The sequence below is a fragment of the Sphingobium sp. GW456-12-10-14-TSB1 genome, from assembly GCF_059424385.1.
The window spans coordinates 38,602-57,718 of sequence record NZ_JBWKZI010000001.1; the positions used below are offsets into that span (position 1 = coordinate 38,602).

Below are 19,117 nucleotides of genomic sequence, written 5' to 3' on the forward strand. Positions count from 1 at the left end.
CCTTGCATCGGCCCAAGCCCATGAACTGACTGCCATTATGATTCCCACGCCATTCCTGCGGTCCCCGCCTTTTCCCGGCATTGCTGCTTCGCTCGCCGCTGTCAGCGTGATGCGCGAAACGGGCGATGGCGCTGCGCCGGTTGGCGACGATGTACTGGAAGCGATTGTTGCGGCGCGGGTCGGCGGCGCGTTCTGGGGCGCAAGACCCGGCGAACCGCGCCGGTCGGATCGTGCTGAGAGTGATCCTTGGGCACTGGTCGCTTCCGTGCAGTCGATCCACGCGCAGGCGGACGATGACGTGGCGCTGATTGCGGGCCTGCTAGGCGTTTCAGTGATCGGTCCCGACGGCGCGGTCATCGATGCCGGTCAGCTGCGCGCATCCCTCAAGGCGCGGATCGCAGCCGCCCGCTATCGCGACTGTTTCACTGGCGCGCCGGTCGATGCGATGCAGGCGGTGACGCAGCTGGCCGACTGGCGGCGGCATATCGACGGCAATCGCGGCATCGTGGCGGCGAGCGGCATGGCGTTCTGGAAGCGTGACGCGATCCGTCATTTCCTGTGGGACGGCATTGCCTCGCCCCCATTTCTGTCCGCCGACCGGGGACTGCGCCGCGCCCGGCGGGAGCAGGGAGCGCTGGCGGTCTGGCCATCGCGCGTGCCTGTCGCTCTGCCGCAGGATGCCGCCGGTCAGGGCGTGGCGCTGGCGCGGGTGGAGGATGGCTTTTTGCGTTCCCGCGGGTTGGGTGCGGCGTTGCACCCGCCCGGCTCCGTCGTGGTGGATCGCACGGGCATCTATTATAATGCGCGCGCCGCCAATGATCTGGAAACGCTGCTGGCGACGCATGATTTCCCGCCCGCGCTGGTCGATCGCGCCCGCCGCCTGCGCGAACGGGTCTGCGCCACCGGCGTGACCAAATATGGGCCGGAAGCCGGGCAGATGATCGATCTTCCGGCCGGCGGGCGCACGGTGTTGGCGATCGGCCAGGTCGATGACGATCTGTCGGTGCGGCTGGGCGGCGCCGGGGTCGATGGCAATCTGGATTTTCTGAAGCGGGTGCGCCGGGCCGAGCCGGACGCCTGGATCGTCTATCGCCCCCATCCCGATGTGCAGGCGGGGCATCGCAAGGGGCATTTACCCGACTCGGTCGTCCTTGCCCATGCCGATGCGATCGACAGTGGTGCGCCGCTGATGGAACTGGTGCAGGCTGTTGATGAACTCCATGTCCTCTCTTCCTTGACCGGTTTCGAGGCGCTGATGCGCGGCCGTTCCGTAACGGTCCATGGGATGCCTTTCTACGCAGGCTGGGGCCTGACGCGCGATCTGGCGCAACCCTGTGTGCGGCGCGGGCGTCAACTCACCGTGGATCAGCTTGTCGCGGCCGCTCTCATTCTCTATCCTCGTTATCTCGATCCGGTAACGCGGTTGCCGTGCGGTCCCGAAATCATGGTGGATCGCATGGCGGATGGATCGACGCCGCCGATGACCTGGCTCATCGCGTTGCGGGCGCTACAGGGGAAGTTTCGACGTTTTATGACCTTGTCCGCTGAGTTTCTGCATGGCTAACCGCAACAAGAAGACCTTTCTGTTTCTGCAAGGACCGCATGGTCCCTATTTCGCGATGCTGGCCGATGCCTTGCGGCAGCGCGGGCATGTGGCGTTGCGAATCAACATCAATGGCGGCGACAAGGTCGACTGGCCCGGCGATGCGACCGACTATCATGGCACCTTCCGTAACTGGCCGCTGTTTTTTGACGATTTCATCGTCGCCCATGGCGTCACTGACCTGATCCTTTATGGCGATTGCCGCCCCTACCATGCCAGCGCGCACGGCATGGCCCGGCTGCGCAACCTGCGCGTGCATGTGGTGGAGGAAGGGTATATCCGCCCCGATTTCCTGACGCTTCAGGCCGATGGCGTGAACGGCAATTCCACCTTGCCGCTGGACCCGCAATGGTATCGCGACGAAGCGATGGGCCTCCCCCCGCTGGAGGAGAATCAGCCGACTATCCCTTCGAACTTCAGCACCCGCGCGCGCAATACCATGCGCAATGGTTTTGCTGCTGCCATGCTGCGCCCGCTATTCCCCTTCTACCGGACCCATCGGCCGCACAGTTTCGTCATGGAATCGCTGTCCTGGGCGCGGAAGTTGATGATGCGCAGCCGCGACCTGGAGCAGTCGGCCCAAGCCTGGGCCAAGGTGGAAGGAAAGCGCTATTTCACCCTGCCGTTGCAGCTGAATTCCGATTATCAGCTGCGCGTCCATTCGCCCTTTGGCAACATGCGGGCGGCGTTGCGCTTCGTCATCAAAAGCTTTGCCCATCATGCCCCCGCTGACGTGCTGCTGGTGATCAAGCAGCATCCGCTCGATTCCGGTCTGGTCGCCTGGGGCCGGCTGATCCGTCGTCTGGCGAAAGATTATGGCGTGGCGGACCGTATCCATTATCTGTCGGACTGGGACATTGCCGCAGTCGTGAAAAATGCGATCGGCGTGGTCACGGTGAACAGCACGGTCGGCACGCTGGCGCTGAACAGTGGCAAGCCGGTGCTGGTTCTGGGACATGCGGTGTACAAGATCCCCGGCATCGTCAGCGTGAAGGGGCTGGACGCATTCTGGACCAATCCGTCGCCACCCGACATGGCGCTCTATTCCGCCTTCAGGCAGGTGCTGGCCGATCGCTGCCTGATTCGCGGCGGGTTGCTGAGCGATGAAGGCTTGCAGATGCTGGTCGAGAATGCGGCGGATCGACTGGCGCCGGTCGGACGGGGAACCCGCCGTCATCTGAAACTGGTGACGCCCCAGGTCAGCGATTTCATCGCGTCGAATAGCGCGGTCTGACCCGGCGGGTCCGCAACTGAGCGACCCCTGACGGTCAGGGCGCGGTGAAGCCGTAGCGGGCGAAGATGGCCTTGCCCGATGGTGATAACAGGAAGCGGCGGAACGCTTCGGCATCCTTGTGGCGGCTGCTGGTCAGGCGCGCGATCGGGTAACGGATCGGCGGATGACTGCTGGCCGGGAAGGCGCCGACGATCGCCACGCCGCCAGCGACCCGCGCGTCGGTGGCATAGACGATCCCCAGCGGCACTTCGCCCCGTTCCACCAGCGCCAGCGCGGCACGGACATTGTCGCCGCGCGCGATTTTGCCAGCGACGCTTGGCCACACGCCAAGGCTGGTGAGTGCTGCCTTGCCATATTTGCCCGCTGGCACGCTGTCAGGATCGGCCATGGCCAGCCGCCCGTTGCCCAGCGCCCGCGCGATCGGCATGGCGCGGCCGATCCGCAGGCGCACCGGCTTGCGCTTCGGCGTGACCAGCACCAGACGGTTGCCGACGACATCGACGCGGGTGCCGCGTACGACGAACCCGGCCTGCTCGACATCGCGCATCCAGTCTTCATCCGCGCAGAGGAACAGGTCGGCCGGAGCGCCCGCCCGAATCTGCCGCGCCAGCGCGGAGGAGCCAGCGAACGACAGGATGGGTCGGGCATGACCGCGCCGGCCCCATGCGTCGGCGGCGGCGGTCATCGCCTCCTGCATGCTGGCGGCGGCGAGGATCAGCGGGCCGCGATCGGGTGACGCAGCCCGGGCGGTCGGGACCAGAAGCAGCAACAGGGCGATGGCAGACAGGAAGCGCAGGAACATGCCGCCTGTGTGCCGTGGGCGATTTGGCGAAGCAAGTGGCGCACGGTACTTTTGCAGAGGGGATCAATCGGCTAGAGCAGGCGGCATGTTCAGGAAACCGCGCTGACATGGCGATCGTCAGAAGCCAGTGCGGCCAGTGCGGTGTCGGCTGCGGTATCCGCGCGGTCACTGACACCGACCGTCGCGTCACGGTAGAGGGCGACCGGCTGCACCCGGCCAATGGCGGCTTGCTGTGCGATCGCGGGCAGGCGCTGGGCGACGACGCCATATCGCTGGAAGGGCGGTTGCTGCGACCTTTGGTGGATGGGCGACCGACTGGCTGGGACCGCGCGATCGCGCAGGTGGCGCGGCGGCTGTCGACCATAATGGCGCGCCATGGGCCTGGCGGCATTGCGCTGCATATAGGCGGCGGTCTGCTGACCGAGGATTATTATGTCGCGAACAAGCTGATGAAGGGCTTTTTCGGGTCGGCGCATATCCATGCGCCGTGGCGCGACGGGAGCAGCGCGGCGCACGTCCGGGCGTTCGGCGAGGATGTCATGCCCGCGGCCTATGAGGATATTGATCGCGCCGCGACGATCCTGCTGGTGGGGGGCGGCATCATGGCGCAGCCGGTGTTGCTGGACCGGGTGAAGGCGGCGCGGGAGGCGGGCGCGCGGCTGGTGCTGCTGACCGATGCGGGGGTGGCGATAGACGCTGATCTGCGTTTGACGCTGAAGCCCGGCAGCGCGGCGCGGTTGCTGACCGGCGCGCTGTTGCATGGCCATGACAAGGGCAGGCATGACACGGCTTTTCTGGCGCGGAGTGTGGCGGTGCCGGCCGATTTCTGGGAACGGTTGCGACCGGGGCATGACATCTGGTCGATCGCCCGCGCGACCGGGCTGACGACAGCGGTGATCCGGGCCTTTTACGACGAGTGGATCGCCACCGACCGCGTCGTCACCCTGTTCGCCGGGAGCGAGTGCGCCGATCTGGCCGCGGCGGTCATCAACCTTCACCTTGCCAGCGGACGGATTGGGCGGCCCGGCGCGACCCCCTTCGCCATCACGGGTGCGGCCAATGGCATGGGCGCGCGCGAGGTTGGTTGCGTGGCGGACAGCCTGGCCGCCCATCGCGATTTTGCGCCTGACGCGCGCGCCAGCGTCGCCCGCTTCTGGGGCGCGCGGCTGCTGGTCGAAGGGCCGGGGCTGGAGGGGGAGGCGCTGTTGCGGGCAATGCGCGACGGACAGGTCAGGGCGCTATGGAGCATTGGCGCGGACCCGGCAGCGGAGGCATGGCTGGGTGAGGCGAGGGCGCTGGTCCCGCTGGCGGTTCGATCGACCGACAGTGTGGCGGAGCAGGACGATGGCTGGTCGATGCTGCTGCCGTCTGCGACATGGGTGGAGAAGGACGGGACGCTGACCGGCATGGACCGGCTGGTCAGTCGCCAGCGTCGATTATTCCCCCTGCCGGGGGAGGCGCGGCCAGACTGGTGGATGCTGACCAAGGTGGCACAGGCAATGGGCTGGGGCGATGCTTTCCATTATGAGCGGCCAGCCGACATTTATCGCGAACATGGGCGGCTGACCGCTTATGGCAATGATGGCGGGCGGTTGCTCAACCTGCGGCGGCACGCGCCGATTTCCAACCCGGCCTATGACGAGTTGACCCCCTGGCGCTGGGGCGAAGTGCCGTTCGATGGCGGGCATTTTCCGACACCCGACGGACGGGCGAGATTCGCTTAACTTCGCACTTTTCCCGGCAAATGCGATATATTGTTGCGCGGCGCTGATCCTATCGCAAAGTCGGCTGCGTCCTGCCCGCATGGTAGAGCAGCGGGCCGATGTAGGACAGGCGGAACCGCTTATCTGGCGGTGGCGGCAATGCCTTGCAGATGCGCGAGCAGGGCGTCGCCATTGGCCGCCCAGGTAAAGCGCAGCGCGGCGGCGCGCACGGCTTCGCCGTCGGGCGGGTTGTCCAATATCGCCTGAATGGCCGTTGCGATGGCCTGTGGATCGCGATCGACAATCTGTCCTGCTTCCGGCCGGTCGAGCAGTTCGCGCGCGCCGCCGACATCGCTGATCACGATCGGGGTGCCGCAGGCCAGCGCCTCTACCCAGGCATTGGCGAGGCCTTCGGAAGCCGAGGGCAAGGCCATCACATCGGCGGCAGCGAAGATACGCGGCAATTTATGGTGGGGGACGGAGCCGAGAAAGCCGATCCGCCGTTCGACCCCCAATTCCTCCGCCAGATTTTCAAGGGTTCGCCGATATTGCCCCTGTCCCGCCAGCAGCAAGGTGACATCGGGGAGCATCGGCAGGGCGCGGACCAGCAGATCCTGTCCCTTGCGCGGGATCAATGCGCCCACGCACAGCACGACCGGACCGTTGAAATCGAGCGTGGCCTTGGCCTCCGCCCGGTCGGCCAGTTCGAATGTGTCGAGATCAACCCCGGTATAATGGACCCGGATCTTGCCTTCATCCATGCCCATGCGGACCATGGAGCGACGCATGGCGTCCGACACGGCGAGAAGCCCTGCCGCGCCTTCACCCGCGCGCAGCACCATCTTGCGCGTGCCGCGCTGACTGCCCCAATGGTGGATGTCCGCGCCGCGCGCCTTGACCGAATAGGGGATGCCGAGCGCGCGCGACAGGCGCTGCGCCACCGGACCGTCGGGAAAGAAGAAGCTGGCGTCGATCACGTCGAACGGCTTTTGCGCGTGCAATTGCCTGACCAGAGGCAGGATCGCGCGGGTCATCGTCCAGACATTGGTGCGCCCGCCAAATTTGGGGATGATCGGGAAGGTCGGGCGATAGACCGTCAGTTCGCGCCATTTTTCCCGGCGCGGCAACGCATGCAACGCGGCGTAGCGCGGTGCGAGCGAAAGCGGCCATGGCGGCAGGCCGACCGGCGCGATGACGGTGACGTTCGCTTCGGGGCGACTGGCCAGTTCGCGCGCCTGCCGCTCCACGAACACGCCGAAATTGGGACGGCTGATGTCGGGAAAGAGGGTCGATAGCATGAGGACGTTGAGCGTCATGGTCTCTCTTTCGCGCAGCAGCCTTTGCAATTGGGTTAAGAGGCTGGTGACTTTTTGGCTAGAGCCGTCGGACGAGCTGTTCCGCGACTGCGGCCCATGGCGGGTCTGTCAGCACCAGCTGGCGTGCGCCCGAACCCAGCGGCAGCAGTTGGAGCCGGTCGCCTTCCCGCCCGATCAGGCGCCCGAACAGGAAGCGGCCCGCCGGGCGCGGGAACAGAATGTCGCGGTTGAGCGCGCTGGCGAAATCCTGCGGCGCGATGCGGCGGCACCAGATGGCGTCGCCGCTGCGATAATCGCCAATGCTGGCGCTGACATGGACGCCGACCATGCCGTCGGTCGCGATGGGGGAGGGGAAGGTGAGCGGGCGGGTCGGCGCGCGGGCACCGTCCGGTCCCAGCAGCGCCGCCACCGGCACCTCGCTCTGCCCCGGCAGGGCGACCAGTTCGGCGCTGGCGACGTCAAGTGCCAGCGCGATGCGGTTGAGCCATTTGATCGATACGGTACGGGTGCCGGTTTCCAGTCGACCGATCGTCTGCGCGGTCGTGGGCGGATCACATAGCGCGCCGACCTGTTCCAGCGTCAGCCCCTTCGCCTTGCGGACCTCGCGGATGCGGGTGATCATCTTTACCTCGCTGAATAACCTATTTGGTTTCCTCTTTCCTACAAACTATCCGCCGTGGCAAGGCTGATTCCCCACCCATCGTCCAAGGAGAAGGCCGCATGACCGCCACCCATGTCGAACAGACGATCGAAGACCCGCAGGGCCGCCATCAGACCGTGCTGGTCCATATCGGGGAATCGCCGCTGGCCTGGCTCCATGCGCGCGGCCATTTGAGCGAACGGCATTATGTCGCGGGCGATCGGCTGCGTGCAGACTGGGAGAAGGCCGGGCTGGGCGCGCGCGTCACGATGCGCTGGGACGCGGCGCCCCGCGCGAGAGGACGGTCTATGCCCGCACGCCAGCCGGACCCGACGCTGATGCAATTGTCCGCGCGCGAACGCTTCGATGGCGCGATCCGCGCGGCGGGGCCGGGGCTGGCGGACATATTATGGCGGGTGGTATGCGCGGGCGAAGGGCTGGTCGCGGCGGAACGGGCGCTGGGCTGGCCCAGCCGCGCGGGCAAGCTGGTGCTGACGCTGGCGCTCGATCGGGTGGCGGGATGGTATCGGGTTGCTTGAGGCGTCAGCCGATCATGGCTGCGCCCAGCAGCAGCAGCAGCTTGACGTCCATGGCATAGCCCTCCGCGCGCCAGGCGGCGATCTGCGCCGTCAGCCCGGCAAGGGGCACGCGGTGGACGTGAATATCCTCCCCCTCCACGCCGCCGCCTTCGCCGGTCTTTTCCAGATCATGGGCGCGGAACAGGGTGAAGCTTTCCGAGACCATGCCGGGCGAGCTGAAAAATTCGCCGACGGATTCCAGGCGCGCGGCGCGATAGCCGGTTTCCTCCTCCAGTTCGCGACTGGCGGCGATGCCTGCATCCTCGTCCGCGTCATGATCGCCGACAAGGCCCGCGGGCAATTCGATGCAGCGCCGTCCCAGCGGCACGCGATATTGATCGACCAGCAGGACATGCCCGTCATCGATGGCCAGAATGACAGCCGCCCTGATGCCCCGCGCGCGACCGACATATTCCCATTTGCCGCGTCGCTTCGCCGTGATGAAGCGCCCGGCCCACATCACTTCTTCGGGGGCGGACGCATCCGGGTCACTCATAATTCGATCAGCCTGTCGGGAAGTTCGTTGATGTCGTCATCGGCGCGCGGGAAATGGGTGGCGAGCACCAGCCCGACCTGGCGCACCGCCTGCGCCAGCCCTTCGCCCGCGCGACCCGCACGGATCGCGTCGATCAGCGCCGCCATCGCCGCGCCCCATTCTTCCGGCGCGACCTTGTCATTGATCGCGGCGTCGGCGACAATTTCGGCGCGATGTTCGTCCAGCGAGAGGTAGATCAAGACGCCAGTGCGGCCTTGGGTGCGGGCTTCGGCAGCGGTGCGAAACAGCAGGATCGCGCGCCGCCGCACGCGCCGCGCCCGCGTGGCGCGCGGGGTCATCCACATGCGCAGCGCCGGGATGGCCAGCAGATAGCGGACAGCCAGAAATTTGAGGATCAGCAGGCCCAGCAGCCCGGTCAGCAATTTCCAGTCCGCCAGTTCATGGTCCCAGTCGCGCAGCAGGGCGGACAGGAAATTTCGCAGTTGCTCCGGAAAGGCGGCCGCCACCGATAGCGCGATGAACACCGCCGCGATCGCCCAGTGCAGCCCGACATCATGATAGGCATCGGACCGGCGCGTCACGATCGTCACGATTTCGCCGGACGTATGGGCCTCTGCCTCCGCCACGGCGGCGGACACGAGGGCGTGGTCGGCGGCTGAAAGATGAAGCTGCATCACCAGTCCCCCGACGCGCCACCGCCGCCGAAGCTGCCGCCGCCGCCCGAAAAGCCGCCACCACCGCCAAAGCCGCCGCCGCCCCAGCCGGAACCGCCACCGCCGCCCCAGCCGCCACCGCCCCAGCCGGAATCCCCCGGACCCCACAGGATGATCGGCACGCCCGAACGGCTGCGATAGCGTTTGCCCTTACCGCGCCGCCGCGATGCCAGCGCGATGAAGGCGACGACCATGACGATGACCCAGATGATCGCCATGCCGCTGACATGACCGCCCGATCCCTTGCGCGCCGCCGCATCCGCCGCCGCCGCGCGGGCCTTCGCCTCTTCGGGCGGCAGGGTCATGATCGCGCCGATCTGGTCCACGCCCGCGTCGATGCCGCCGGCCATGTCGCCCGCCTTGAAGCGCGGGGCTATGGCGTCGCGGATGATCTGGGCCGATTGCGCGTCGGTCAGCAGCCCTTCCAGGCCATAGCCGACTTCTACCCGTATCTTGCGTTCATTGGGCGCAACGATCAGCAATGCGCCGTCATTCTTCGCCTTGTCGCCAATCCCCCAGGCGCGGCCCAGGCGATAGCCATAATCGGCAATGTCATAACCCTGAAGGTCGGGAATGGTCGCGACCACCAGTTGCCGCCCGCTTTGCGTTTCCAGCGCAGCGAGCTTGCCGGTCAGCGCCTGTTCCTGCGCCGGGGAGAGCAGCGCGGCGTCATCGACCACACGGCCAGTCAGCTTGGGAAAAGACTGGGCCTGCGCTGCGGGCACGAAGGCCAGCAGCGCGAGGAGGATAAGAAAGCGGCGGATCACGCGATCAATTGCCGAAATCGACCTTCGGCGCTTCTTCCGCGCCGGGCGTCGTCGCCTGGAACGGGGTCATGGGCTTGGCGCCGTGGATGATCTTGGCGCCGATCGCGTCGGGGAAGGTGCGGATGCGGGTGTTATAGGCGCGCACGGCTTCATTATAATCGCGGATGGCGACGGCGATCCGGTTTTCGGTGCCTTCCAGTTGCGATTGCAGGTTCAGGAAGTTGGCGTTGGTCTTGATTTCAGGATAGGCTTCGACCGATGCAATCAGCCTCCCCAAGCCTTGGCTCAATTGGGCTTGTGATTCCTTGAATTGTGCCACCTTTGCCGGATCGGAAAGGTCATCAGCGCTAATCTGCACCGAGGTTGCCTTGGCGCGCGCTTCGGCAACACCGATAAGTGTACCTTGCTCCAATTTCCCCGCAGCTTTCACTGTAGCTACAAGGTTATCGGTCAGGTTGGCGCGACGCTGATATTGCGCCTGGACGTCGGCCCATTTGGCCTTGGCCTCTTCCTCGGCGGCGGGGACGCTGTTGATGCCGCAGGCGGACAGGGCGAAAACGCCCAGCAGCGGCAGAAGGAAAGGGGCAAAGCGGCGCAGGAAGGTCATGGAAGATCCTCGGCAATTATCTGCGTCACGAAATAGGCGGTTGTCCTGTCGCACGCAACGGGCCATCCAGTGATTATCTTTGCAAGGGAGAGCGGTAGCGATGGGACTGATCAGCGAATTCAAGACCTTCATCAATCGCGGCAATGTGATGGACCTGGCGGTCGGCGTCATCATCGGCGGCGCGTTTGCGACCATCACCAAGTCGCTGACCGATGACCTCATCATGCCGGTGGTGGGCTATATTTTCGGCGGCGCGGATTTTTCCGAATATTTCATCCGGCTGGGCGACCTGCCTGCCGATTATGAGGGCAACCCGCAAAGCTATGCGGACCTGAAGGCGGCGGGCGTCGCGATGTTCGGCTGGGGCCAGTTCCTGACCGTGCTGGTCAATTTCATCATCCTGGCCTTCATCATCTTTCTGCTGGTGAGAGCGGTCAACCGGCTGACGGCCAAGCCCGAACCGGAGACCGCAGCGCCCGCGCCGGCGCCCACGCCGGAGGACATCGTCCTGCTGCGTGAAATTCGCGATTCGCTGCGAAAATAATCGTCTATGCGACGAACGGAGCGGTCGGCGGGAACCATTGGGGGCGTGGCCGGTTGATCGCGGTCAGGGTTGGGACGGCGTAATGCCGTTCCGCCCGGTGAGCCATACGGTCTGCCCTTGGGGGCGCAACAGGAGAATACGCCGTGAAAACCTTCGTCAAAATCCTTGGCCTTGCCAGCCTTGTGGCCCTCGCCGCGTGCGATTCGGCTAAGGAAAACCAGGTCGAGAATGCGTACGAAAACAAGGCGGATGCGATCGACAATCAGGCTGACAATATGGAAGCCATGGCAGACAACCTGACCGGCGCCGCCGAAAATACGGCTGAACACGCCGCCGACGCGCTGGAAAACAAGGCCGACGCGACCCGCGAAGCGGGCGAAAAGGCCGAGGATGCGGTCGAAAAGCACCAGTAAGCGCTTTTTACCGATCAAGATTGGAAGGGGCGTCGCGATTGGATCGCGGCGCCCCTTTTATTTGCGCTTTAACCCGCTCTTAACCACGTCCCGCCATGGTGCCCGTTGCGCGCATCCGTGGGACCATGGGCATGGACGAACTGTTACAAGAATTCATATCCGAGACCCAGGAAACGCTGGAGGCGCTGGCGGGGGAAGTCGTCGCCTGGGAAGCCGATCCGTCGGACCGGGACCGGCTCGATGCGATTTTCCGCTTCTTCCATACGGTCAAGGGTAGCTGCGGCTTCCTGAACCTGCCCCGGTTCGAGCGGCTGAGCCATGCGGCCGAAGATGTGCTGTCGGACATCCGCGCGGGCAAGCGCGTTGCCGATCCTGCGACGGTGAGCGCGGTGCTGGGCCTGATGGACCGGATCGGCGAACTGGCCGAAGCGGTGGCGACAGGGGCGGCGCTGCCCAATGAGAATGACGAATTTCTGATCGCTGCGCTAACCACCCCGGCCGAGACATTGCCGACGGGCGGGGAGGAGCATCACAATGCGGCCGCGCCGGTCGCGGTCGCGCGGCAAGGCGGCCAGTCTGGCCCCCGCACCATTCGCCTGCCACTCAGCCTGATCGACCAGTTGATGAACGGCGTGTCGGACATGGTGCTGGCGCGCAACGAATTGTCGCGCAAGCTGCGCGAGCGATCGGTCGACACCGAACTGGACACAGTGTTCGAGCGGCTGTCGACATGCGTGGCCGACATGCGCGACGTGATTTCCAAGACGCGGATGCAGCGGGTCGAGCGGCTGTTTGCCGCGATCCCGCGCATGGTGCGCGATCTGGGCCGGGATCTGGGCAAGCGGATCGAGTTGACGCTGGAGGGCGGCGACGTCGAGATGGACCGCGAGATGGTGGAGATGGTCGTCGACCCGCTCACCCATATCGTGCGCAACAGCATAGACCATGGCATCGAAACGCCAGAAAAGCGGCGCGCGGCGGGCAAGCCCGAAGTCGGGTCATTGCGGCTGGAGGCGCGGCAGTCGGGCAACCAGATCGTGATCGTCATCAGCGACGATGGCGCGGGCATCGATACTGCGCGACTGGTGGAAAAGGCGATTGCCGCTGGCCGCCTGACCCCTGAGGCGGCTGCCCGCATGAGCGAGGCGGACAGGCTGGAGCTGATTTTCCAGGCCGGGCTGTCCACCGCCAATCAGGTGACGGCGATTTCCGGACGCGGCGTGGGCATGGACGTGGTGCGCGCCAATGTGGAGCGGATCGGCGGCCTGATCGCGCTGGACAATCATCCGGGGCGCGGATTGTGCATCACCCTGCGCGTACCGCTGACGCTGACCATCATTCCGGGCCTGATCATCCGCGCAGGCGGCCTGCATTTCGCGATCCCGCGCGCCGCGGTGGTGGAAATTCTGCACGACAATAACGACACGCTCCAGATCAGCGAAGTGGGCGGGGCCAAGATCGCGACGATCCGGTCGGTCCGTCATTCGATGATCGATCTGGAAGATGTGCTGGGCATGGAAAAGCCGGTCGAGGCCGAGCCGCGCGCCATCATGGTGGTGCGGTCTGCCACGGGCGTACCCTTTGCCATGGGCGTGTCGGCGGTCGACAATCATGAGGAACTGGTGATCCGTCCAGCGTCGCCGCTGGTGATGGCGTCGGGCGTCTATGCGGGCATGACCCTGCCCGACAATGGCAAGCCGATGCTGCTGCTGGACGCGGCGGGTATCGCCAGCGCGGCCAGATTGCCCACGATGATCGACGACCGCACCCTGCGCCAGTCCGAGCAGGAGACAAAGGCGCAGGCCGGGATCGAGATGATCGCCGCGCTGCGGTTCGAGGAATGTTCGGGCCAGCGCCGCCTGTTGCAACTGTCGCTGATCGAGCGGGTCGAGGATATTGACGCATCGCTGTTCGGCCGGTCGGGCGGCGACGCCTTTGTCCGGCTGGATGGCCGGCTGGTGCCGGTGGCCAACGGCCTGACCGAATTCGGGCGCGACAAGATCTCCGCGCTGCGCCTGCGCGATGGTTCGATCGAAGCCTGCTATCCTGTCGCTGCCGTGCTGGACATCGTGCAGATGCCGATGGTGCCGGACATGGTGGCGATGCACGGCCACATCAGCGGCGTCGCGGTGATCGACGGCGAGCATCTGGAAGTGATCAATCCCTTCGCGCTGTTCGGCAGCCTGCCCGACCGTGCGATCGTGGAGCGGACGCGCGGCCGTTGCCTGCTGGCCGACGCCGACGATGGCTGGACCCGCGAGATTTTGGCGCCGTTGCTGCGACAGGCAGGGCAAGAGGTCGTACTGGGCCTGCCCGACGATGCGGCGGTGGACCCGCGCGACGTGCTGTTGCTGACCGGCGCCGATGCCGCGCAGACGGCGGGCGTCATGGCCGGGATGATCGGATGCCGCATCGTCCATCTGCGCGCTTCGCCGCGCGCGGCCGGACCACAGGATGACAGCATCTATCGCTATGATCAGGATGCGCTGATGGCGGCGATCGCCGGGGGCCAGATGGCCGGAGGAAACGGGTAAGGCCATGGACAGACTCTTTCTTTTCGCCACGCTGGCAGGCACGCGGATCGCGGTGGAGACGAGCGAGGTCGAGGCGGTCGTCCGCCTGAACGACGTGTCGCCCGTGCCGGGCATGGGCGCGCATATCGCCGGGCTGTCGGCATTGCGCAGCCGGGTGCTGACCATCATCGACGTCGCTGCGCTGATCCATGGCGTCGCCAGTCCGCGGGTGGAGCGGGGACTGGCCATCATCGCCGACATCAGCGGCCACAGCTATGGCCTGATGGTCGACGGCGTCACGGACATTTGCCGCGTACCGGAAGGCGAATTGCCCCTGCGCGGCCAGATCGACCCGGCCTGGACCCCCTATGCGCGCGCCATCGTGGAGCATGAAGGGCATCCCTGGCTGCTGGTGTCGCTGGCTGCCTTCATCGAGGGCGGTGCGCTGGCGCAGGCGGCGTGACCGGCAGATGCGCCCGGATTTGCGACCAACCGAATAATCCTGCCTGCCTCGTTTACCAATTGCTTGGCTTTGGTGGTTAAACCTTCAGCCGTTACGCGAAAACCAAAGGGACGCCTCATGAAGAATTGCCTGGTCGTTGACGACTCGAAGGTCATCCGCAAGGTGGCGCGCCACATACTGGAATCGCTGGACCTGACCGTCAGCGAAGCCGTGGATGGTCAGGATGCCCTGACCCAGTGCGAAGCCTCTGCGCCCGATGTTGTCCTGCTCGACTGGAACATGCCGGTGATGAGCGGCATGGAGTTTCTTCAGGCGCTGTCGAGCGCGAAGATGACGGCCCGGCCCAAGATCATCTTTTGCACCACCGAAAATGGCATCGGCCATATCAAGGCGGCCGTCGAGGCCGGGGCCGACGAATATGTGATGAAGCCGTTTGACCGGGAAACGCTGGAAAGCAAGCTGGTCATCGTCGGGGTGATTTAGCGGGCGGGACGGACGTCCTTTTCCTTGGGAGATTTCCGACCTTTTCTTCATCCTTCGTGCAGAAAGCCCCGTGATGACTTTCATCGCGCCGATCATGACCAGTCAGAGGAGCGAACCCCAGGTGGTTCGCACGCTGGTCGTTGACGATTCGGTTGTTGTCCGCACCGTTATCGAACGCATTTTGAATGCGGACCCGGCCTATGCCGTCGTTCACAAGACGAACAGTGCCGAACAGGCGCTGGGCTATCTGGCGGAGCACGACATCGACCTGGTGCTGCTGGACATCGAATTGCCGGGGCAGAGCGGGCTTGCCGCGCTGCCCGCCATCCTGCGCGCCAATCCCGGCGTCAAGGTCGCCATCCTGTCGGGCAAGTGCGAGGAGGGCAGCGCGGCCGCCATCGAAGCGCTGGCGCTGGGCGCGAGCGACATTGTGTCGAAGCCGGGCAGCGGCAGTTTCGGCGAGCATTTCCCCCAGACGTTGATCGAGCGGCTCAATCGCCTGTTCACCGATCGTCCCGCGCCATCCCCGCCGCAGCGCCCGCTGGCGCCACCCGTCGTCCAGCCTGCCGGGCAACCGATCGCCTGCCTTGGCATCGGCGCGTCGACCGGGGGCATTCATGCGCTGGGGCAGCTGTTTGAAGGTCTGGCCGCGCCGCTGGGCGTGCCGGTGCTGCTGACCCAGCATCTGCCCGCCAGCTTCACCGTCTATTTCGCGCAGCAATTGTCGCGCATGACCAGCCTGCGGGTCAAAGTCGCCGAAACCGGCGATCTGTTGATGGCCGACACGGTCTATGTCGCCCCCGGTGACGCCAATCTGCAACTGAGGCGCGGCCTGCATGGGCGGGTGACGATAACGCTGAACCCGGAACGCACGCCCGCTGGCAACCTGCCCGGCGTCGATCCGATGTTTGCCAGCATGGCGGAAGTCTATGGCGCGGGCGCGGTGGGTATCGTGCTGACCGGCATGGGCCGCGACGGCACGGTCGGCGCGCGCGATATTGTCGCCGCAGGCGGCTGGATCGTCGCGCAGGATGAAGCCAGCAGTGTCGTTTGGGGCATGCCCGGATCGGTCGCGGGCGCGGGGCTGACCTGCGCGGTGATGGAACCGCATGCCATTATGGACTTCGTGTCGCGGCGCGGAAAGGTTCTTGTTTGATGGTCATGCCTCCCACGCCCGCATCGACACTCCAGGGCGCGGCGCGCATCCTGTCCGGGCTGCTGGAAGCGCGCACCGGGCAGATATTGACCGAGGGACGGGCCTGGCGAATGGAAACCGCGCTGCGGCCCGTGCTGCGCAATCATGGCCTGAACGACATGGACGAACTGGCCGCCCGGTTGCTGCGCAAGGGCGACGCGCGGCTGGAACAGCATGTCGTCGATGCGCTGCTGAACAATGAAAGCAGCTTTTTCCGCGACCTTCAGATTTTCGACATGATCCAGCGGCAGATATTGCCCGCCATCCATGCCACCAAGACTGACCGGACGCTGCGCATATGGAGCGCGGGCTGTTCCACCGGGCAGGAAGCCTATTCGCTGGCGACCCGCCTGCGCAACGACGCGGCGCGCTGGAGCGGATGGCGGATCGAGATCATGGCGACCGACATTTCGACCGCCGCGATCGATCAGGCGCGGTCGGGCATATTTTCGCAAATGGACGTGCAGCGCGGGCTGGCAGTGGGCGATCTGCTCAAATGGTTCGAACCGTCGGGCGACGACTGGCGCGCCAGTCCCGAATTGCGGCGGATGATCGATTTCCGCCACGACAATCTGTTCGATGCGAAGGCGCCGACCGGCGCCTATGACCTGCTGCTTTGCCGCAACGTCCTGCTCTATTTCACGCCCGAACGGCGGCAGGCGGTGTTGTCGCTGCTGGCCCGGCACAGCCATGCGGGATCGATCCTGTTGCTGGGCGCGGGAGAAACGGTGATGGGGCAAGGCGATGATTTCATTGCCCATTCTGAATTTCGCGGCGCCTATGCGCGGCAGGCGGCCTTGCCGGAGGGCGCGATCGGCCGGGTGCGGCGGGCGGGTTAAAGCTTCGCGCCTGCTTTAACCATGCTTGATTGCCGCGCCGCGCTGCGCCAATGTCGTGCCAAGGCCGCGCGACTGCACGGGCGGGCCGAAAGGGCATGATGAACGAGCTGCCGATAATCGAAACGCCGTCGCCCAATTTCGACGAGCGCAGCCTGCCGGTCACGATGCTGGTGCTGCACTATACCGGGATGCCGGACGCGGCGAGCGCGATCAACTGGCTGGCCAATCCCGAATCCAAGGTTTCCGCCCATTATGTCGTGACCGAGGATGGCCAGATCATCCGCATGGTCGACGAATCCAAGCGCGCCTGGCATGCGGGACGGTCCCACTGGCGCGGGGTGGATGACGTCAACAGCGCCAGCATCGGCATAGAGATTGTCAATCCGGGGCATGAATGGGGCTATCGGCCCTTTCCCGAAACCCAGATGAGTTCGCTGATCCCGCTGGTCCACGACATCGTCCAGCGCCATCGTATCACCCGCGGCAACATCGTCGGCCACAGCGACATAGCGCCCGCGCGCAAGCAGGACCCGGGTGAATTATTCCCCTGGGGGCAACTGGCGCGGTTGCGGCTGGCCCTGCCGCGCCCGACCAAGAATCTGATGGACCCGCACTGGACCGATGGCGGCTTCATGCTGGCGCTCGAACGGTTCGGTTATGACATCGCCGATCCGCAGGCGGCGGTGGTGGCGTTCCAGCGGCGCTTCCGTCCCGAACTGATCGACGGGGTGATTTGCGGCGAATGTCGCGCCATCCTGCTGGCTTTGCTGCTGCCCAAGCCAAGGGGCGATGAATAAGCAGGTGACGCGATAGCGGAACGAGGCTAGGAACCATCGCGCCAGAGGGCCGGGCGGCCGCGGCGTGGCGGGTAACTTCCACGGCGAGGAAAGTCCGGGCTCCACGAAATGACGGTGCCGGTTAACGACCGGCTGGAGTGATCCAAGGGACAGTGCAACAGAAAGCAGGTCGCTAAGGTTTCGACCCAGTGACATTGAAAGGGTGCGGTAAGAGCGCACCGCGTCTGCGGCAACGCAAGGCGGCATGGTAAACCCCACCGGGAGCAAGACCGAATAGGGGCGGCGCGCAGCTTCATGCTGCTAGGTCTGTTTCGACCGAGACCGTCCGGGTTGGTTGCTTGAGGAACGGAGTAATCCGTTCCCTAGAGGAATGGTCGCCTATCCCCGCCGGCTTCACGGCTTGACGGGGTGGACAGAACCCGGCTTACAGGCCCTCTGGCATTTATTTGAGTATTGCCGCTGGCGCGGGCGTCAAAATGCGCTCTTTCGCGCATGTTCAAAATATGGCGCGATGGGCTGGCATTCCGCCCGCACCTTCCCTAATTCGGGCAAATGGCACGAAACAGCCGATCCAATGACTGGGGATTTCCCCGCTGGCGTGCCTATGGCGCAGCGCGTGAGGCGCAGCGCGTGCGTGTGTGCGACCGTTTCGGGTGCGACAAGCCGGGCGATTGCCCCGCGCCCAAATCCCCCAACAGCCCGGAACGCTGGTATTTCTGCGCCGAACATGCCGGGGAATATAATCGCAATTGGGACTATTTTCAGGGTCTGGACCAGGAAGAGCGCGAACAGCGCGAGCGGGACGAGCGGCGCGACGCAGGCGGCTATCAGGGCAGCGCCTATCATAGCTGGGGCGGTCCGGGCGATGGCAGCCGGTCGCGCGACGAACTCCATGCGCTAAAGGCGCTGGACCTGGAGGATGACGCCGATTTCGAGGCGGTGAAGAAAAGCTGGCGGATGCTGGCCAAGGAAAATCATCCCGACGTCAAGCCCGGCGACACGCAGGCCGCCGCCCGCTTTCAGACGATCCAGGCCGCCTATGAAGTGTTGCGCGCGGCGGAAGAACGGCGGACGTGGAAGCCGCGCGGGGCGGCGGATTGAAACATCTGGTCCGGTCCAACTGGCAGAATGCCATCCTTGTCTGCCGCAAATGCGAAAAGAAACTGGATGGCGGCTTTGGCCCCGATGGCGACGAGCGACTGGCCAAGGCGCTGCGGCGGCACCTGTCGTTGAAGAAAGGACGCAAGGCCGCGGCGGGCATCATCGAGGTCAGTTGCCTGGGCGTGTGTCCCAAGGGCGCGGTGACGGTGGTGAACGGCGCGGCCAGCCGGGAGTGGCTGCTGGTACGGCCCGGTGCCGATCTGGATGAGCTGGCGCGGACGCTGGCCTTGACGCCGCCAGTCGCCTGACC

The 19,117-nt window shown here is 65.3% G+C and carries 21 protein-coding genes and 1 other RNA gene; 15 read left to right on the forward strand and 7 right to left on the reverse strand.

The annotated features are described in order from the left end of the window. Window positions 1–37: 37 nt before the first annotated feature. Window positions 38–1,564, forward strand: coding sequence for a capsular polysaccharide export protein, LipB/KpsS family (locus AC07X9_RS00195; protein WP_017181031.1), 1,527 nt, complete (start codon window positions 38–40; stop codon window positions 1,562–1,564). Beyond that, the gene (locus AC07X9_RS00200; protein ID WP_017181032.1) at window positions 1,557–2,837 is read left to right on the forward strand and encodes a capsule polysaccharide biogenesis protein; all 1,281 of its coding nucleotides are present in this window, start codon (window positions 1,557–1,559) and stop codon (window positions 2,835–2,837) included. Before AC07X9_RS00195 ends, AC07X9_RS00200 begins: the two co-directional genes overlap by 8 nt. 34 nt (window positions 2,838–2,871) lie before the next feature. Here AC07X9_RS00200 and modA read toward each other — a convergent pair whose 3' ends face one another. After that, a complete protein-coding gene (gene modA, locus AC07X9_RS00205; protein ID WP_017181033.1) occupies window positions 2,872–3,639 on the reverse strand; it encodes a molybdate ABC transporter substrate-binding protein in 768 nt (255 codons plus the stop codon). A gap of 107 nt (window positions 3,640–3,746) precedes the next feature. On the opposite strand from modA, the gene AC07X9_RS00210 reads away from it, so the two are divergent. Next, on the forward strand, window positions 3,747–5,363 hold the full coding sequence (locus AC07X9_RS00210; RefSeq protein ID WP_017181034.1) for a molybdopterin oxidoreductase family protein: 1,617 nt from the start codon (window positions 3,747–3,749) through the stop codon (window positions 5,361–5,363). Between the two features lie 119 nt (window positions 5,364–5,482). Here AC07X9_RS00210 and AC07X9_RS00215 read toward each other — a convergent pair whose 3' ends face one another. Beyond that, the gene (locus AC07X9_RS00215) at window positions 5,483–6,658 is read right to left on the reverse strand and encodes a glycosyltransferase (protein ID WP_017181035.1); all 1,176 of its coding nucleotides are present in this window, start codon (window positions 6,656–6,658) and stop codon (window positions 5,483–5,485) included. Window positions 6,659–6,716: 58 nt separating this feature from the next. After that, the gene (locus AC07X9_RS00220; RefSeq protein ID WP_017181036.1) at window positions 6,717–7,280 is read right to left on the reverse strand and encodes a helix-turn-helix domain-containing protein; all 564 of its coding nucleotides are present in this window, start codon (window positions 7,278–7,280) and stop codon (window positions 6,717–6,719) included. Between the two features lie 98 nt (window positions 7,281–7,378). Here AC07X9_RS00220 and AC07X9_RS00225 point away from each other — a divergent pair, with 98 nt between their 5' ends. Next, window positions 7,379–7,837: a DUF6456 domain-containing protein gene (locus AC07X9_RS00225; RefSeq protein ID WP_017181037.1), complete on the forward strand. Its 459-nt coding sequence runs from the start codon at window positions 7,379–7,381 to the stop codon at window positions 7,835–7,837. Window positions 7,838–7,841: 4 nt separating this feature from the next. On the opposite strand, the gene AC07X9_RS00230 is transcribed toward AC07X9_RS00225, so the two are convergent. The 4 genes from AC07X9_RS00230 to AC07X9_RS00245 are packed head-to-tail and all read right to left on the reverse strand — an operon-like array spanning window position 7,842 to window position 10,459. Next, entirely contained in the window at window positions 7,842–8,372 is a 531-nt protein-coding gene (locus AC07X9_RS00230) for an NUDIX hydrolase (protein ID WP_017181038.1), read from the reverse strand. After that, window positions 8,369–9,046 (reverse strand): TPM domain-containing protein, encoded by a 678-nt coding sequence (locus tag AC07X9_RS00235; protein ID WP_017181039.1) that lies wholly within the window; start codon window positions 9,044–9,046, stop codon window positions 8,369–8,371. Before AC07X9_RS00235 ends, AC07X9_RS00230 begins: the two co-directional genes overlap by 4 nt. Further along, on the reverse strand, window positions 9,046–9,852 hold the full coding sequence (locus AC07X9_RS00240; RefSeq protein WP_017181040.1) for a TPM domain-containing protein: 807 nt from the start codon (window positions 9,850–9,852) through the stop codon (window positions 9,046–9,048). The genes AC07X9_RS00235 and AC07X9_RS00240 overlap by 1 nt, the downstream gene beginning before the upstream one ends. 4 nt (window positions 9,853–9,856) lie before the next feature. Next, complete coding sequence (locus AC07X9_RS00245; RefSeq protein ID WP_017181041.1) at window positions 9,857–10,459, reverse strand: LemA family protein; 603 nt, start codon at window positions 10,457–10,459, stop codon at window positions 9,857–9,859. 100 nt (window positions 10,460–10,559) lie between these two features. Here AC07X9_RS00245 and mscL point away from each other — a divergent pair, with 100 nt between their 5' ends. The 11 genes from mscL to AC07X9_RS00300 all read left to right on the forward strand — a co-directional run bounded on the left by mscL (window position 10,560) and on the right by AC07X9_RS00300 (window position 19,115). Then, a complete protein-coding gene (mscL, locus tag AC07X9_RS00250) occupies window positions 10,560–11,003 on the forward strand; it encodes a large conductance mechanosensitive channel protein MscL (protein ID WP_017181042.1) in 444 nt (147 codons plus the stop codon). 143 nt (window positions 11,004–11,146) lie between these two features. Continuing rightward, window positions 11,147–11,416 (forward strand): hypothetical protein, encoded by a 270-nt coding sequence (locus AC07X9_RS00255; RefSeq protein ID WP_017181043.1) that lies wholly within the window; start codon window positions 11,147–11,149, stop codon window positions 11,414–11,416. A gap of 131 nt (window positions 11,417–11,547) precedes the next feature. Further along, a complete protein-coding gene (locus AC07X9_RS00260) occupies window positions 11,548–13,950 on the forward strand; it encodes a chemotaxis protein CheA (protein ID WP_026002046.1) in 2,403 nt (800 codons plus the stop codon). A gap of 4 nt (window positions 13,951–13,954) precedes the next feature. Continuing rightward, complete coding sequence (locus AC07X9_RS00265) at window positions 13,955–14,392, forward strand: chemotaxis protein CheW (protein ID WP_017181045.1); 438 nt, start codon at window positions 13,955–13,957, stop codon at window positions 14,390–14,392. A gap of 117 nt (window positions 14,393–14,509) precedes the next feature. Beyond that, on the forward strand, window positions 14,510–14,875 hold the full coding sequence (locus AC07X9_RS00270; RefSeq protein WP_006958812.1) for a response regulator: 366 nt from the start codon (window positions 14,510–14,512) through the stop codon (window positions 14,873–14,875). A gap of 73 nt (window positions 14,876–14,948) precedes the next feature. Beyond that, on the forward strand, window positions 14,949–16,031 hold the full coding sequence (locus AC07X9_RS00275) for a chemotaxis protein CheB (protein ID WP_017181046.1): 1,083 nt from the start codon (window positions 14,949–14,951) through the stop codon (window positions 16,029–16,031). Then, window positions 16,031–16,909, forward strand: a complete 879-nt coding sequence (locus AC07X9_RS00280) for a CheR family methyltransferase (RefSeq protein ID WP_017181047.1) — start codon at window positions 16,031–16,033, stop codon at window positions 16,907–16,909. Before AC07X9_RS00275 ends, AC07X9_RS00280 begins: the two co-directional genes overlap by 1 nt. Before the next feature lie 98 nt (window positions 16,910–17,007). Next, window positions 17,008–17,706 (forward strand): N-acetylmuramoyl-L-alanine amidase, encoded by a 699-nt coding sequence (locus AC07X9_RS00285; protein ID WP_026002047.1) that lies wholly within the window; start codon window positions 17,008–17,010, stop codon window positions 17,704–17,706. A gap of 41 nt (window positions 17,707–17,747) precedes the next feature. Beyond that, window positions 17,748–18,149, forward strand: an RNA gene (gene rnpB / locus AC07X9_RS00290) — RNase P RNA component class A. Window positions 18,150–18,258: 109 nt separating this feature from the next. After that, on the forward strand, window positions 18,259–18,807 hold the full coding sequence (locus tag AC07X9_RS00295) for a J domain-containing protein (RefSeq protein ID WP_017181049.1): 549 nt from the start codon (window positions 18,259–18,261) through the stop codon (window positions 18,805–18,807). After that, window positions 18,780–19,115: a hypothetical protein gene (locus AC07X9_RS00300; protein ID WP_017181050.1), complete on the forward strand. Its 336-nt coding sequence runs from the start codon at window positions 18,780–18,782 to the stop codon at window positions 19,113–19,115. Before AC07X9_RS00295 ends, AC07X9_RS00300 begins: the two co-directional genes overlap by 28 nt. Window positions 19,116–19,117: the final 2 nt, after the last annotated feature.

Coding starts and splice junctions, on each gene's coding strand:
- AC07X9_RS00195 (WP_017181031.1), top strand. CDS start 38: ATGATTCCCACGCCATTCCTGCGGTCCCCGCCTTTTCCCGGCATTGCT.
- AC07X9_RS00200 (WP_017181032.1), top strand. CDS start 1,557: ATGGCTAACCGCAACAAGAAGACCTTTCTGTTTCTGCAAGGACCGCAT.
- modA (WP_017181033.1), bottom strand. CDS start 3,639: ATGTTCCTGCGCTTCCTGTCTGCCATCGCCCTGTTGCTGCTTCTGGTC.
- AC07X9_RS00210 (WP_017181034.1), top strand. CDS start 3,747: ATGGCGATCGTCAGAAGCCAGTGCGGCCAGTGCGGTGTCGGCTGCGGT.
- AC07X9_RS00215 (WP_017181035.1), bottom strand. CDS start 6,658: ATGACGCTCAACGTCCTCATGCTATCGACCCTCTTTCCCGACATCAGC.
- AC07X9_RS00220 (WP_017181036.1), bottom strand. CDS start 7,280: ATGATCACCCGCATCCGCGAGGTCCGCAAGGCGAAGGGGCTGACGCTG.
- AC07X9_RS00225 (WP_017181037.1), top strand. CDS start 7,379: ATGACCGCCACCCATGTCGAACAGACGATCGAAGACCCGCAGGGCCGC.
- AC07X9_RS00230 (WP_017181038.1), bottom strand. CDS start 8,372: ATGAGTGACCCGGATGCGTCCGCCCCCGAAGAAGTGATGTGGGCCGGG.
- AC07X9_RS00235 (WP_017181039.1), bottom strand. CDS start 9,046: ATGCAGCTTCATCTTTCAGCCGCCGACCACGCCCTCGTGTCCGCCGCC.
- AC07X9_RS00245 (WP_017181041.1), bottom strand. CDS start 10,459: ATGACCTTCCTGCGCCGCTTTGCCCCTTTCCTTCTGCCGCTGCTGGGC.
- mscL (WP_017181042.1), top strand. CDS start 10,560: ATGGGACTGATCAGCGAATTCAAGACCTTCATCAATCGCGGCAATGTG.
- AC07X9_RS00260 (WP_026002046.1), top strand. CDS start 11,548: ATGGACGAACTGTTACAAGAATTCATATCCGAGACCCAGGAAACGCTG.
- AC07X9_RS00265 (WP_017181045.1), top strand. CDS start 13,955: ATGGACAGACTCTTTCTTTTCGCCACGCTGGCAGGCACGCGGATCGCG.
- AC07X9_RS00270 (WP_006958812.1), top strand. CDS start 14,510: ATGAAGAATTGCCTGGTCGTTGACGACTCGAAGGTCATCCGCAAGGTG.
- AC07X9_RS00275 (WP_017181046.1), top strand. CDS start 14,949: ATGACTTTCATCGCGCCGATCATGACCAGTCAGAGGAGCGAACCCCAG.
- AC07X9_RS00280 (WP_017181047.1), top strand. CDS start 16,031: ATGGTCATGCCTCCCACGCCCGCATCGACACTCCAGGGCGCGGCGCGC.
- AC07X9_RS00285 (WP_026002047.1), top strand. CDS start 17,008: ATGAACGAGCTGCCGATAATCGAAACGCCGTCGCCCAATTTCGACGAG.
- AC07X9_RS00295 (WP_017181049.1), top strand. CDS start 18,259: ATGGCACGAAACAGCCGATCCAATGACTGGGGATTTCCCCGCTGGCGT.